Source organism: Enterobacter cloacae complex sp. IR5401 (assembly GCF_049238425.1).
GTDB classification, from domain to species: domain Bacteria; phylum Pseudomonadota; class Gammaproteobacteria; order Enterobacterales; family Enterobacteriaceae; genus Enterobacter; species Enterobacter hormaechei_C.
This window is the reverse complement of the sequence record NZ_JBMKHN010000001.1, coordinates 75,568-88,946: the sequence shown is the minus strand read 5'-3', so window position 1 is coordinate 88,946 and position 13,379 is coordinate 75,568. Positions and strand designations below refer to the sequence as shown.

Sequence of the window (13,379 nt, the reverse complement as noted above, 5' to 3'; positions counted from 1 at the left end):
CGGCTCAGGCGCTCTCCTGAGAAGGCTCCGTGTCGAGCAACGTATCAAGCTCAGCCGGCAACCCAATCAAATAACCCTGCACATAATCGATACCTAGCGCGTGCACCGCGCTACGTATCTCTTCTGTTTCCACATATTCCGCCACCACCAGCATTTTCTTCATCCGGGCCAGATGGCAAATAGAAGCCACAATCTGGTAATCCAGGCTGTTGCTGACAATATTGCGAATAAAACCGCCGTCGATTTTGAGGATGTCGGCGTCCACGCTTTTTAACCGCGCATAGCTGGCGTAGCCGGTGCCAAAATCATCAATGGCGATCCGGATGCCCATTTTTTGTAATTTCCTGAGGGTAGACGCCGCCAGATCCGCATGACCAAAGGCGCTGCTTTCGGTCACTTCAAAGATCAACTGCCATGCTTCAACGGCGTATTTAGCTAACAGGCGGCTCACTTCAAGCGGGAACTGCGCCCGGTAGACGGTAGAAGGTGCGAGGTTGATCGCAAAGCGCTGGCCCGGCAACCGCTGGCGGTGCTGTGCCAGGAAACTCAACGTACGCTCCAGTACCCATAAATCGACACGCGACGATAAACCAAACTCCTGTGCTATGGGCAGGAACTGTTCGGGAAAGATCAGCGCCCCATTATCATCACGCATTCGCAGCAGCACCTCGTGATAACAATCGCCGCGCAGCCCGCGAACGGGTTGAACCAGCAGGGTAAAAGCGTCCTGCTCCAGCGCGGCCTGTAAACGGCTCATCATCGCGACCTTATCTTTCAGGCTACGCTGCAAGTGAACAGCCCCGCGCTGCTGAAGATTTTCCGGGTGGTTGGTAGAAAGGGAGAGATCGGCCACGATGCCCAGCTCCCCCAGCACCAGATAGAGGTGATTGACGGGTGAGCGCACATAGCAATAGCTTATGCCGACCTGAGGCTGTACCGGCATACCATCCCAGACAAAAACGAACTGCTTGATATGCTCGTCCAGCGTCTCAATGCGCTGTTGATGCGACTCCGCATCCAGACGCACCGCCATGTCATACCCGGTGAGGTGATAGACTCGCTCATTGGGCTGTAGAGTGCCGTTTATCCATTGCGCCAGCTGCTGTTTATACTGGATCCGCAGCATCACGCCGTAATTGCGTCCCAGTACCTCCAGCTCGGGCACGCGCAGTAAACAGAGCGCTGACCACGGATGACTGGCCAGCTCGCGCGACAGCGCCCGCAGGTTGGGCATATGCACCACCGGATCGAGAAAAGCCTGACTGCGGGAGCGAATATTGATGGCGCGCTGGCGTGTCGCCAGCATCGACATGTACGTCACAACGAAGGAAAAGACCAGATAGCTGGATGAGGTGATCGCCAGCTGAATGCCATACCCCTCTTGCACCGGAATGTAGTGATAAAAAAAGTGAATCGACACCAGCAGGACCGGCGTCCAGATGAGTGACATCAGCTTGTAGCCAAAGCGCATCGCCCCCCAGAGCATCACGGGCATCAGCAGGGACAAGGTGTAGTTGGTACTGAAAATGGAACTGTTTGCATTCATGGGCAGCAGCAGCATGACCAGCAACCCGCCCAGGGCTAAAAACCACACCACAAACTCAACGGCCGTCACCTTTTTGTCTATTTGCGCGCGGAGCTGGGACATCAGTCCCTTGATATAGCGCGGATGCCGTATCAGGCGGATCAGCAGGTAGCTTAGCGGCACGCCCGTCAGCCCGCTCACCAGTAGCCCCTGATAGTTAATAAGTGTCCGAATATTGAGGGGATTTAGTCCCGCGAGGCTCTGGCGGCTCTCATAAATGCCGAGATAAACCGCAAACTGAAACAGCACCAGAAAAAGCGTTGCCGGACAAAATACCTGCCAGAAAATACGCTGCCCCATCAGGCGTATGTCACCGTAAGCGGTCATATTACGCCGGGGCGCAAATACGCGATAACCGCCCCAGCTGAGCACCAGAGGAACGATAAAATGCAGAATGCCAGCCACGGTTTCAAATAACCCAACGGAGGGGTAATAACGTAAAAATAGCGATACCACCACCCCGGGGAGGGCTTCCAGGCCAAAGAACAACATCAGCGCCAGCAGAAAAGAGAGCGGGAGATAATAGAGCGCAACGATACCGTCGCCCAGCTGCGTTAAGGTATTAGCCACACTTAGTACCGGGAGTAACACGACGGGTAAAATAAGAGGAAGTGCCCACCAGCGGTCTTTATTTTGCTTCAGGATGTGGTGAATATTCATAGATGCTCGTTTACAACCCTTGCGCTCCAGAGGGTAAAGGAAGACAGGCATCCAACCTGACGTACACGTTGCCCGGAAAATTCCTGGCAAGCACAGTGGAGGAGGGATTTTAAATATCAACGACGGGATGCGGTTGACCTAAATCAAATTAATTTATCTGAATAAACCTTTCTTACGTTTTTTTTGAATATTTTTCCTGTAATTATCAATGCGATAAATAAAATCGTTGTTTTTAATAACATAAATTAATGTAAGCATTGACGGTATTTTACATTTCGCCGAATTGACCCAGACTTGCGGCTGTGCCTTAATAGCCGTATCGCCCAAAAGGGTATACTCAGGAAAAGAAAGTGAGTCAGGCTACGCGTATGCGAAAACGACATCGATTTAACACCCGGATGACCCGCATCATACTGCTCATCAGTTTCCTGTTTTTCTTTGGCCGCTTTGTTTATTCCTCCATTGGCGCCTGGTATCACCATCAGGACAAAATTCAGTCGCAGCAATCAGGCCTCGTAGTGGATTCGCCCGAGCGCTAACGTTCATGTTCACGCTGTAACAGCCGAATAATCACTGTCATCCCTTTGCTGAGGATCTTATCCTGACGCATCACTATCGCCAGTTGCCGGCGCAGAACGGGCGTTAACGATTGAACGCGTAATCCCTCCCGGTCGTCGGCATGCTCCACCGCCATTCGCGGCACAATACTGTAGCCCAGCCCTGCACGTGCCATGCGTTTGATGGCCTCAATACTGCCAAGCTGCATAACCGGTGAGACGGCTAGTCCGCGGGCTTCAAACCAGCCGTCAATCAACGTTCGCGTACCGCTGCCCGACTCAAACGCAATGAGCGGCTGAGCGTATAAAGAGTCTGGCGTAAACTGCTCCCCTTCTTCCGGCTGAACCTGCGCGCCAATCCAGACAAACTCTTCCTCCATCGCGTGCATAATCGCCAACGTACGACCGCTCGCCGGTAGCGTGACCAGCCCCATATCCAGCCGATTCTCCTCAATCGCCCTGACGATATCTGGCGTATTTCCCGTCGTCACTCCGATCCGTAACAGGGGATACTCCTCACGAAGCTGCTGCAACAGCGCTGGAAGCAGATGAATACAGGCCGTCGCGCCCGTGCCAAGCGTGATGGTGCCGCTCACTTCCTGATTGAATGCGCTAACCGAACGAATTGTCTCCTCAACCGCCAGTTCAAGACGTTCACCGTGCACCCGTAGCGCCTCACCGGCAGCAGTGGCTTTGATTCCACGCCCCGTACGTTCGATCAGCCGCGTCTGAAGAAACTGCTCCAGCTGGCGTATTTGCAGGCTGACGGCGGGCTGGGAAATACCCATTACATCTGCTGCCGCAGAAAAGCTGCCGCGTTGAACGACCAGACGAAAAGTGGCGAGGTGTCCCAGATTGAGCGTCGTCATGCAAAGTTTCTCTTATAGGGTGAATAAGGATACGGCTCTGCCAGCACAATACCGCGCCCTGTATGCTCGGGACAACTGCCTAACGGAATGAAAAATAATGGAAACACCTGCACTCCCTCGCCGTCTTGCGCTCACTGCGGGATGTAATCAACTCATTAACTGGGGGATCTCCTTTTACATGCCGGGAACCTTTGCTCATGCCATTACAGCAGACCGAAGCTGGTCGTCCCCCGAAATCTATCTCGGCCTGACGCTGGCCATGCTGGTTATGGCTATTGTCTCGCCGTTTGTCGCTCCTCTGCTGGCGCGTTTTGGTGGACAAAGGGTGGTAATGAGCGGGACCTTGCTGATCGCCGTAAGCTGTCTGTCAATGGCCTTTACGCCCACACTTTCAGGCTGGTATGGCGCCTGGTTGCTGACCGGCATCGGGATGCGCCTGTCGCTGTATGATGCGCTTTTCTCCGCTCTTGTGAACCTATACGGACCGCAGGCACGCAGGACAATCTCTCGTGTCACCCTGGCGGGCGGGCTGGCGTCCGCTGTCTTTTGGCCGCTGGGAGACGCCTTACTGAACGTGATGGGTTGGCAGGATGCGCTGAAGATCTACGCCCTGTTCGGTCTGCTCAGTGCCCTGCTTCTTCGGCGCTTCCCGCGCCAGCGCTTTACGGTCAAGCCCAAAGCATGTACGCAGGTTTCCCCTCTTGACAGGCGTAATGGCTGGCTTTATGCAACCTTCATTGCTCTCATCACCTTCGTCTCTAACGGCACCTCTACACACCTTCCCGAATTTATCGCCAGCTTCGGCCTGCCGGTCGCCGTCGGCATGCTGTGGGGAATGGGGCAGACCGGTGCGCGCCTTATGGAGGTGCTGGCAGGGGCGCGCCTCACTCCGCTAAAACTGACGCTTTTCACTGCGCTCGCCATGCCGCTTTGTTTTCTCATCGGACTGAGCAGCGACATGCTGGCCTGGTGTGCCGCCGGATTTGTGTTCGGCTTTGGTGCCATTAACGGGCTGGTGACTATCGTCAAAGCGACGCTACCCCTGGAACTGTTTAGTACAGAGCGCTATGCCAGCCGCACGGGGCTGCTGCTTATTCCAGGCCAACTGATGGCAGCCGCCTCTCCGTTTGCGTATGCGTGGCTGAATAAGTCGCTGGGTATAACAGGCGGAATGTGGGTTTCCGCAGGACTGACGCTGGTCATTGCGGGGTTCGCAGTGGCGCTCGTGCGCAGCCCAGGCAAACAAACTGTATCGCACTGTATCCCGAGCGCTACGCTGACAAACCGGTACAAAACGCCCGCAGAAGCAAACATCCCCGATACATAAAAATGGTCTTCTGTATCCCTCGCCATAATAAACTGATGAGGAGAGACACAGATGATTCGTCGATATTTCCTGCTTCCTGTATTTGCGCTGACGTCCTTTGCTGGCGCACTGGCCGCACCGTTAGATGGCCTGAGCGCTGCTGATGTTAATGGCCCGGCCGCCGTAGCGCCGCAGGAAAAACCCCAGCCGCCAGCAAAACTGATCGTCGACCCACCGCTGGCGGGACCGCTGAGTAAAGGTGCAGTCTTTATTCAGTACCGCGTCGAAAACCTGCGCATTGAACCTGTATTTGGACCCGACGCGCTGAAAGTCACTCCGCGTATCGGCCATATTCACGTTGTGGTGGATGACGCGCCCTGGCACTGGGCTGATACCAGCGGCGAGCCGGTGATCCTGGTCGGGCTGCCCGCCGGGAAACACAAGGTAACCATCATCGTTGCCGACCCGACGCATAAGCCCATCGACCATAAAACCGTTGAATTCACCGTGCCGCCACACCCCGCGGTTCACCACTTTTAAGGAGCCTGTTATGAAAGCATTGTCTGTATTAACAGCGGCGCTGCTGGCGGTTTCCACCAGCGCGCTGGCAGAGACGAAAGCCAGCGTGGTGCTGGTGCACGGGGCGTTTGCCGACGGCAGCAGCTGGAATAAGGTGATTACCCGGCTGCAAAAACACCATACCGAGGTCATTGCGGTACAACTTCCGCTCACGTCTCTGAAAGATGATGTCGCCGCCACGCAGCGTGCTATCGCCCGGACTCATGGCGACGTTGTGCTGGTCGGGCACTCCTGGGGCGGGTCGGTAATCAGCGAAGCGGGCAATAATGCGCGGGTGAAGTCTCTGGTTTACGTTGCCGCTTTTGCGCCGGATTCCGGCCAGTCGACCGCAGATCTGGCAGACAGTTATCCTGCTCCGCCAGGGAGCGCCAGCCTCGCTAAAACGTCAGAGGGGTATTTATATCTGCCGACAAAAGCGGTCAGCGAGAATTTTGCCCCTGACGTGAAGGACGTTGAGCGCAGCGTGATTGCCGCGACGCAAAGCCCTATTAAGGCCGATGCGTTTGGGGAGAAAGTCGCGCATGCCGCCTGGCATGACAAACCGAGCTGGTATGTGATCAGCAAAAATGACCGGATGATCAATCCTGAGCTTGAGCGCGCAATGGCGAAGAAAATCAACGCCAACACCACGGAGGTAGCGGCAAGCCATGTATCGATGGTCAGCCAGCCGGACGTCGTTACCCGTACGATTGAACAGGCGTTATCGGGTCAACAGTGATAAAAAAGCCCGCATGATGAACGGTCCGACTTCGGGCCACGCCATCCTGCGGGCTTTATGCACTTCTGGCTTCTGCAACGGGGTTATGTGCGGTTTTGTCACAAACGCGCCTTCCCCCTCTCTTAACCATCAGAAGCTGTACGTCACCTTCAAACTTCCCACAGGAGACGTTTTTCGCTGAACAATTGGGCTATCGCCAGCCTCTCCCGTCAGCTGCGTAACGCCAGCTGCGGCAAGCAGGCTCCAGCGGGAGGTGAGCTTATGAGTCCAGTCCAGGTTCAGCGAATACGCATATAGTCCCGATCCGGCATCGTGTCGGGCAAAACCCGATGCGGCCGACTGGGCGGCATTCACCCCGTAATAGGTTTGCACGTACTTACTGGATCCCCAGCTACCGGTCAGCGCCAGCGTTAACGCATTTTTCGGAGATGTATAGAACGGGCTGGCAATGCCGAAATGCACAGCCTCACCATTGTCTCTCTCAGAAACCGGAACCTCTGCCTGCAACTGCACGGTCAGCCAGTCAGTCACCCTGTACCCCAGCCCTGGCACAACGATAGCTGAGCCTTTAATGTCACCCATTCCCCGCAGGTCGTCGCTGCCGGAGGCGATCGAATCGCTGCTTACGTCGCGATCCTTACGTCCAGCGCGATAGCTCAGCGCTGCGTTGTAGTCCAGGTTACCAAAGCTGTTGCCGTAGCCGATCCCCCGCGTGGTGCTGACAAAAAAACCATTTGCCATCGCGTAATCAACCACCTGAGCCGCAGAGACCCGGCTCTTGTCCGAACCGGAATAGCGTGGCGCAACATCCACGCCGCCTCCCAGGGTTAACACGTTGCCCTGGCGCTGATCTGCCGCCAGGGCCGTGGTAGCCAGTAACGCCAGGACGGCCCCCGGCAAGATGCTTTTCATGCTGCGACCGATGCGTGAACGGGGGAAACTATGACGCAGTGTGATGTTTCTCATTAAAGAAGCCCTTTGGATTCAGATAATTGCGATACAAGCGGTGTTAAACGCCAGAGCGCTCATTCTGAATACTCACCTTAAGGTTCTTATGAGCCGTAAATGAAGAAATGCTGAAGCAAGTGAAGGTTCTGTAAACCCTGAAGAATTCCTGATACCGTTTTTTCTTCAGTTGTTCTTCATGCACTGTTGATACAGTTACCAATGTGAAAATTCTACTAATTGAAGACGACCTGGATCTCGGCAATGGCGTACGTATCGCCCTTGCAGATCAAGGATTTGATGTCATATGGGTACGCCGCAAAGAGGATGCGCTGCATCAGCTTGGGATCTGCGTGCCGGAACTTATTTTGCTAGACCTGGGGCTGCCCGATGGCGATGGCATGAGCCTGATGACGCGCCTGCGTCAACAGCTTAAGGGCGTCCCCGTCATCATCCTGACGGCGCGAGGCACGCTACAGGACCGCCTGTGCGGTCTGGATGCAGGCGCAGACGATTATCTGGTCAAACCTTTTGTTCTCGCCGAACTGCTGGCGCGCGTGAGAGCCCTTGCGCGGCGCAGTTACGGTTTTGAAAATGAGGCAATAGAAATTCGCGGTTTGTCGCTTCATATTCCGACGCGTCGCGTAACGGTGAGCGCACGCCACGTTGAGCTGACGGCAAGCGAATATGCGCTGCTTGAAACGTTAATGCTGCGCGCCGATCGCGTGCTTACGCGACGGTATCTGGAAGAAAGGTTATTTGGCACGAAAGAAAACCTCAGCAACGCACTTGATGTGCATATGGGTAACCTGCGGCGAAAAATTGGCGATGGCTTTGTGCGAACGGTGAGAGGCGTTGGGTATGTCATTGATACCGTACCCGTTCAGAAGGCGGCAGGTTGATGCGTAATTTTTGGCACCACCTCAGGCTTCCCACACTGGTCAGGCGAATGCTGGTCGCCCAGATGCTGCTGCTTACGTTGCTCTGGTGTCTCTTTTTAACCTTCATTTTGCTGGAAGACCTGCGTAGTCCTCCCATACTGACGGGCAATGAGACTTACGAAACCGTTTTTTCCCTGGTAGAGAGCATGGACGATCGCCCGCAGGCGCGTAATGCCGTGCTGGCAGCGTTCAGCAAGGCGCTGCGGGAGGGCTATGGCGGCGGTGAAGACCCGGAGCTGTCCATCAACCTCATTGTTCGCAAGAATAACGAGATTATTTTTTCTTCGGATGGTGCGCCAACGGGGGTAAAAAATAGCCGTCTGGGGGTCATGCAGCATGTCCAGAGTGAGGACCATACATGGACAAGCCGTACCCTCAAATCCGCGCACTCCGACGTGGAGGTCACCCTTTTTACCCCTGCCGGTAGCTGGAATTTCTTTATCTATCTGAACTCGCGCGGCTACTACGTCATGCCGCTGATGATATGCATCCCTTTTCTTCTGTTCCCCGCGTGGCTGTCCATCCGCATCGCGATGCGCCCCTGGAACAAGGTGGTAGATGAAATTTCATTGCGCACGCCGGACGATCTCTCGCCTTTAAAAGCCGTCCCCAGACACAGAGAGCTTCGCCAGACGGTCGACGCGATTAATGACTTTCTGGCCAGGGTGCGGGAAAGCGCCGAAAGGGAAAAAATGTTTATTGCCGATGCCGCTCACGAACTGCGTACGCCTCTGGCCGCGATGCGGATCAACGTCGAGGCATTGCAGTCCTGGGTCATCAGCGAAAGCCAGCAGGAACTGCTTGCGGGCATTGTTCGCAGCAATAGCCGTGCTGCGCGTCTCGTCAATCAGCTTCTGCTGATGATGCACAGCGAAGCACACATCAGCACGGTGATGTCGCCTGTGCCGCTGACAACGCTTATTCAGGAGCGAATGGCTGCCCTGGAACCGCTGGCGTCCGGACGCAGAATTGAGTTTGAATTCTTCGCCGACGATGAAATCCATGTCGCAGGCATTCGGGAACGTCTGGTGTCGCTGATCGACAATTTAATTGAGAATGCCGTGAAGTACAGCCCTGAGGGTGGACGCATTGAGGTACAACTGCAATCGCGTGATAAGTGCGCTCAGCTGCGCGTCTCAGACGCGGGCCCCGGTATCCCGATTGAACTGCGGGAGCGCGTGTTCGACAGATTTTTCCGCGATCCTAATCAGATCCAAAGCGGGAGTGGACTGGGGCTTGCCATCGTCAAAGCCGTTACGCAGCAACACAACGGCAGGGTCAATCTGAGTACGTCAGCCGAAGGTGGTCTTATGGTGACCGTTGATTTCCCGAATCCGGCGTTCGCATGAACGTAAACCCGGCGCTACACGTCCTGACATGTGTCAGCGCAGCGTTACTTCACGTATGCCGCAGATTGCTTCAATAAAATTACCGTATTTGTTATATTGTTACTTACTGATTATTCACCTCTGCGGTGCCAAAAAGAACAAGATTCACCGCAACCCAGGACAGAAAAATGTTAGATTACCGCTTCCCGACAGCTTTGCAGATGGTTCTCAGCGTAGCGATGGCGGAGCAATCGGGTGAACGTTCGACGAGTGCAATCCTGGCTTACGGCCTGGAAGCGAATCCGAGCTTTATCCGCAAATTAATGGTTCCTCTCGCCCGCGACGGCATTATCGTCTCCACGCTTGGCCGCAACGGCTCTATTCATCTTGGCCGCCCGGCTGAAGAGATCACCCTGCGTGATATCTACCTTTCCGTCACTGAAGATAAAAAGCTGTGGGCGTCCCGTCCTGACGTCCCGGCCCGCTGCGTGGTCAGCGCCAACGCCTGCTGGTACTTCAAATCAATCGCTGATGAAGCGGAGCAGGCTTCGTTAGCGGTTTTAGCGCGCCATACCGTCGCCAGCGCGCTGGAAGAGGTGAAAAAAGCCGATACCAGCGGGTGCGATCCGGTGCCGGAACTCTGTACGCAGCATAAAAAAGCGCCTTAATCCTGACAGACTGCGAAAAAAAAGCCGCCTTCATTGTGAAGGCGGCTTTTTGCTATCTGCTACGTCCTACGCAGGCAACACCTCTCTTTCCGCTTTGCCGCGCGTCACGAACTTACGCAGCGTCACGTAAAAGACCGGCGTCAGGAACAGACCAAACAGCGTCACGCCCAGCATCCCGGAGAAGACGGTGATCCCGGTGACGCCGCGCACTTCTGCCCCTGCCCCGTGACCAAGGATCAGTGGAATAGTCCCGGCAATAAAGGCGATAGAAGTCATTACAATCGGGCGTAAACGCAGGCGGCACGCCTCCAGCGCAGCCTCCATGATGCCTTTGCCCTGAATTTCCAGCTCGCGGGCAAACTCCACGATAAGTATCGCGTTTTTACAGGCCAGCCCCATCAGCACAACCAGCCCTACCTGCACGAAGACGTTGTTATCGCCCCCGGTCAGCCAGACGCCGAACAGCGCGGAGAGCATCGTCATCGGCACGATGAGGATCACCGCCAGCGGCAGCGTCCAGCTTTCATACAGCGCCGCCAGCACCAGGAACGCCAGCAGCACTGCGACCGGGAAGACGATCAGCGCCGTGTTGCCCTGGGTGGCCTGCTGGAAGCTCAGGTCCGTCCATTCAATATTCATCCCGTTCGGCAGGATCTGCTTAGACATAGCGTCCAGCTGCGTCATCGCCTGCGCGGAAGAGAGCACGCGCGGGTCGGCATCACCAATCAGATCCGCCGCCGGGTAGCCGTTGTAGCGGATCACCGGGTCCGGACCGTAGGTGGTCGTGATGTTCACCATACTGCCAATCGGCACCATTTCGCCCTGGCTGTTGCGGGTACGCAGATTCGCAATATCTTCCACGCTGTCGCGGAACTGCCCGTCGGCCTGCGCCATCACGCGCCAGGTACGCCCGAACTGGTTGAAATCATTGACGTACGACGAGCCCAGATAGGTTTGCAGCGTCCCGAAGAGATCGGTCAGCGACACGCCCTGCGCTTTCGCCTTATCGCGGTCAACCTGGACGTCCAACTGCGGCACGTTAGCCTGGTAGGTTGAGATGGGGAAATGCATCCCCGGCGTCTGCATAATCGCCCCGGACATGGTGTTCACCGCGTTTTGCAGCGCGCCATAGCCCAGACCAGCGCGATCCTGTATGTACAGCGAATAGCCCGACCCCTGACCCAGCCCTAAAATCGGCGGCGGCAGAATCGAGAAGCCAAAGCCCTGCTGGATTTGCGCGATTTTCGCGTTGATCTCCGCGTTAATTTCCGCCGCGGAATGTTTACGCTGGTCGAACGGCTTCAGGCCAAAAAAGACCGTCCCGGTGTTCGGCGTATTGGTGAACTGGAGCGCATTCAGGCCAGGAAACGCGACCGCATAATCCACGCCTTCGGTATTCATCCCGATTTCGCTCATTTTGCGGATCACCGCATCGGTACGCGCCAGCGACGAGCCTTCCGGCATTTTCACGCCGCCAATCAGGTACAGCTTATCCTGCGTCGGAATAAACCCGCCGGGAACGGCTTTAAACATCACCCCCGCAGCGCAAAGCAGCAGCAAATAAACCACAAACACCGCCCCGCGTCGGCCGAGCGTTTTGCTCACCAGCCCCTGATAGCCAGTCGAGCTGCGGTGGAAAAAGCGGTTAAACGGACGGAAAATCCAGCCGAACAGACGATCGATAAGCCGGGTCGGGAAATCTTTCGGGGCGCCATGCGGCTTCAACAGCAGCGCGGCCAGCGCTGGCGAGAGCGTCAGCGAGTTGATGGCGGAGATCACCGTGGAAATGGCTATCGTTACCGCAAACTGTTTGTAAAACTGACCGGTCACGCCGGAGAGGAACGCCATCGGAACGAATACCGCACAGAGCACCAGCGCAATGGCAATAATCGGCCCGGACACCTCACGCATCGCCTGATGCGCTGCCGCAAGTGGGGCGAGCCCCTCTTCGATATTTCGTTCGACGTTTTCCACCACCACGATGGCATCGTCCACTACGATACCAATCGCCAGCACCAGCCCGAATAGACTCAGGGTATTCAGCGAAAAGCCCAGCAGGTAGAGAATACTGAAGGTACCCACTACCGATACCGGCACCGCAATCAGCGGGATAATCGACGCGCGCCATGTTTGCAGGAACAGGATCACCACCAGCACGACCAGCACCACCGCTTCCAGCAGCGTTTGCACCACCGCGCGGATCGAGTCGCGTACAAATACCGTCGGGTCGTAAGGCGCCGCCCATTTCATATCGTCCGGGAATCGCGTCGACAGTTCGTCCATTTTGGCGCGCACCGCGTTAGACAGATCGATGGCGTTCGCCCCAGGAGACTGGAAGATACCAATCCCGACCGCATCTTTATTGTTCAGCTGGGAACGCAGGGCATAGCTCCCGGAACCCATTTCAATCCGCGCCACATCGCGCAGGCGGACGACCGTACCATCCTGCGTTGTTTTCAGGACAATATTGCCAAACTCTTCTTCGGTATGCAGGCGGCCCTGGGCGTTAATGGAGATCAGGAAGTCACTCTCTTTCGGCAGCGGCTCGGCGCCAAGTTGCCCGGCAGACACCTGCACGTTCTGCTCCTGCATCGCCGTCACTACGTCCGAAGCGGTCAGACCGCGGGCAGCCACCTTGTTCGGATCCAGCCAGACGCGCATCGCGTATTCACCCGAGCCAAAAATCTGGATCTGACCCACGCCGGGCAGACGCGCCAGCTCGTCCTTCACCTTCAGCGTGGCGTAGTTACGCATATACAGTGAATCGTACTTACCACCAGGCGAAAACAGATGCACCACCAGCGTCAGCGTTGGCGACTGTTTCTGAGTCGTGATGCCCAAACGCCGCACGTCTTCCGGCAGACGCGCCTCGGCCTGCGCGACGCGGTTTTGCACCTGAACCTGCGCCTGATCCGGGTCAGTCCCCGGACGGAAGGTCACGGTGGTCACCAGCACGCCGTCCGAGCCCGCGACGGATTTCATGTACATCATGTTTTCAACGCCGTTGATCGCCTCTTCCAGCGGTGTTGCCACGGTCTCAGCAATCACTTTCGGGTTGGCGCCCGGATACTCGGCGCGCACCTGCACGCTTGGCGGCACGACGTCAGGGTATTCGCTCACCGGCAGCAGCGGGATGGCGATTAATCCTGTGATAAAAATCAGAATCGACAGTACGGCGGCAAAAATCGGCCTGTCGATGAAAAAACGGGAAAAGTCCATGGAT

11 protein-coding genes are annotated in these 13,379 nt (G+C 56.0%); 7 read left to right on the top strand and 4 right to left on the bottom strand.

Annotation, left to right across the window (positions count from 1 at the left end; genetic code table 11):
- Positions 1 to 4: 4 nt before the first annotated feature.
- Complete coding sequence (locus ACOTX1_RS00385; protein WP_023314636.1) at positions 5 to 2,245, bottom strand: EAL domain-containing protein; 2,241 nt, start codon at positions 2,243 to 2,245, stop codon at positions 5 to 7.
- A gap of 368 nt (positions 2,246 to 2,613) precedes the next feature.
- Between ACOTX1_RS00385 and ACOTX1_RS00380 the strand changes: the two genes are divergently transcribed.
- Complete coding sequence (locus tag ACOTX1_RS00380; protein WP_017383512.1) at positions 2,614 to 2,784, top strand: YfgG family protein; 171 nt, start codon at positions 2,614 to 2,616, stop codon at positions 2,782 to 2,784.
- On the opposite strand, the gene ACOTX1_RS00375 is transcribed toward ACOTX1_RS00380, so the two are convergent.
- Positions 2,781 to 3,671, bottom strand: coding sequence for a LysR family transcriptional regulator (locus tag ACOTX1_RS00375; protein WP_023314637.1), 891 nt, complete (start codon positions 3,669 to 3,671; stop codon positions 2,781 to 2,783). The genes ACOTX1_RS00380 and ACOTX1_RS00375 overlap by 4 nt on opposite strands.
- A 97-nt stretch (positions 3,672 to 3,768) precedes the next feature.
- Between ACOTX1_RS00375 and ACOTX1_RS00370 the strand changes: the two genes are divergently transcribed.
- From ACOTX1_RS00370 to ACOTX1_RS00360, 3 genes are read left to right on the top strand one after another with little or no spacing between them, the layout of a single operon-like run.
- Positions 3,769 to 4,998 (top strand): MFS transporter, encoded by a 1,230-nt coding sequence (locus tag ACOTX1_RS00370; protein WP_023314638.1) that lies wholly within the window; start codon positions 3,769 to 3,771, stop codon positions 4,996 to 4,998.
- 51 nt (positions 4,999 to 5,049) lie between these two features.
- Positions 5,050 to 5,517, top strand: a complete 468-nt coding sequence (locus ACOTX1_RS00365; protein ID WP_023314639.1) for a DUF6130 family protein — start codon at positions 5,050 to 5,052, stop codon at positions 5,515 to 5,517.
- Between the two features lie 10 nt (positions 5,518 to 5,527).
- Positions 5,528 to 6,274, top strand: coding sequence for an alpha/beta fold hydrolase (locus ACOTX1_RS00360; RefSeq protein WP_023314640.1), 747 nt, complete (start codon positions 5,528 to 5,530; stop codon positions 6,272 to 6,274).
- 129 nt (positions 6,275 to 6,403) lie between these two features.
- Here ACOTX1_RS00360 and ACOTX1_RS00355 read toward each other — a convergent pair whose 3' ends face one another.
- The gene (locus tag ACOTX1_RS00355) at positions 6,404 to 7,240 is read right to left on the bottom strand and encodes a MipA/OmpV family protein (protein WP_003860587.1); all 837 of its coding nucleotides are present in this window, start codon (positions 7,238 to 7,240) and stop codon (positions 6,404 to 6,406) included.
- 203 nt (positions 7,241 to 7,443) lie between these two features.
- Here ACOTX1_RS00355 and ACOTX1_RS00350 point away from each other — a divergent pair, with 203 nt between their 5' ends.
- From ACOTX1_RS00350 to ACOTX1_RS00340, 3 genes are all read left to right on the top strand, one after another.
- Positions 7,444 to 8,121: a response regulator gene (locus tag ACOTX1_RS00350; protein WP_022651566.1), complete on the top strand. Its 678-nt coding sequence runs from the start codon at positions 7,444 to 7,446 to the stop codon at positions 8,119 to 8,121.
- Positions 8,121 to 9,509, top strand: a complete 1,389-nt coding sequence (locus ACOTX1_RS00345; RefSeq protein WP_023314641.1) for a sensor histidine kinase — start codon at positions 8,121 to 8,123, stop codon at positions 9,507 to 9,509. Before ACOTX1_RS00350 ends, ACOTX1_RS00345 begins: the two co-directional genes overlap by 1 nt.
- 167 nt (positions 9,510 to 9,676) lie before the next feature.
- A complete protein-coding gene (locus ACOTX1_RS00340; RefSeq protein WP_003860591.1) occupies positions 9,677 to 10,156 on the top strand; it encodes an RrF2 family transcriptional regulator in 480 nt (159 codons plus the stop codon).
- Positions 10,157 to 10,222: 66 nt separating this feature from the next.
- Here ACOTX1_RS00340 and oqxB read toward each other — a convergent pair whose 3' ends face one another.
- Complete coding sequence (gene oqxB / locus ACOTX1_RS00335; RefSeq protein ID WP_003860594.1) at positions 10,223 to 13,375, bottom strand: multidrug efflux RND transporter permease subunit OqxB; 3,153 nt, start codon at positions 13,373 to 13,375, stop codon at positions 10,223 to 10,225.
- Positions 13,376 to 13,379 lie beyond the last annotated feature (4 nt).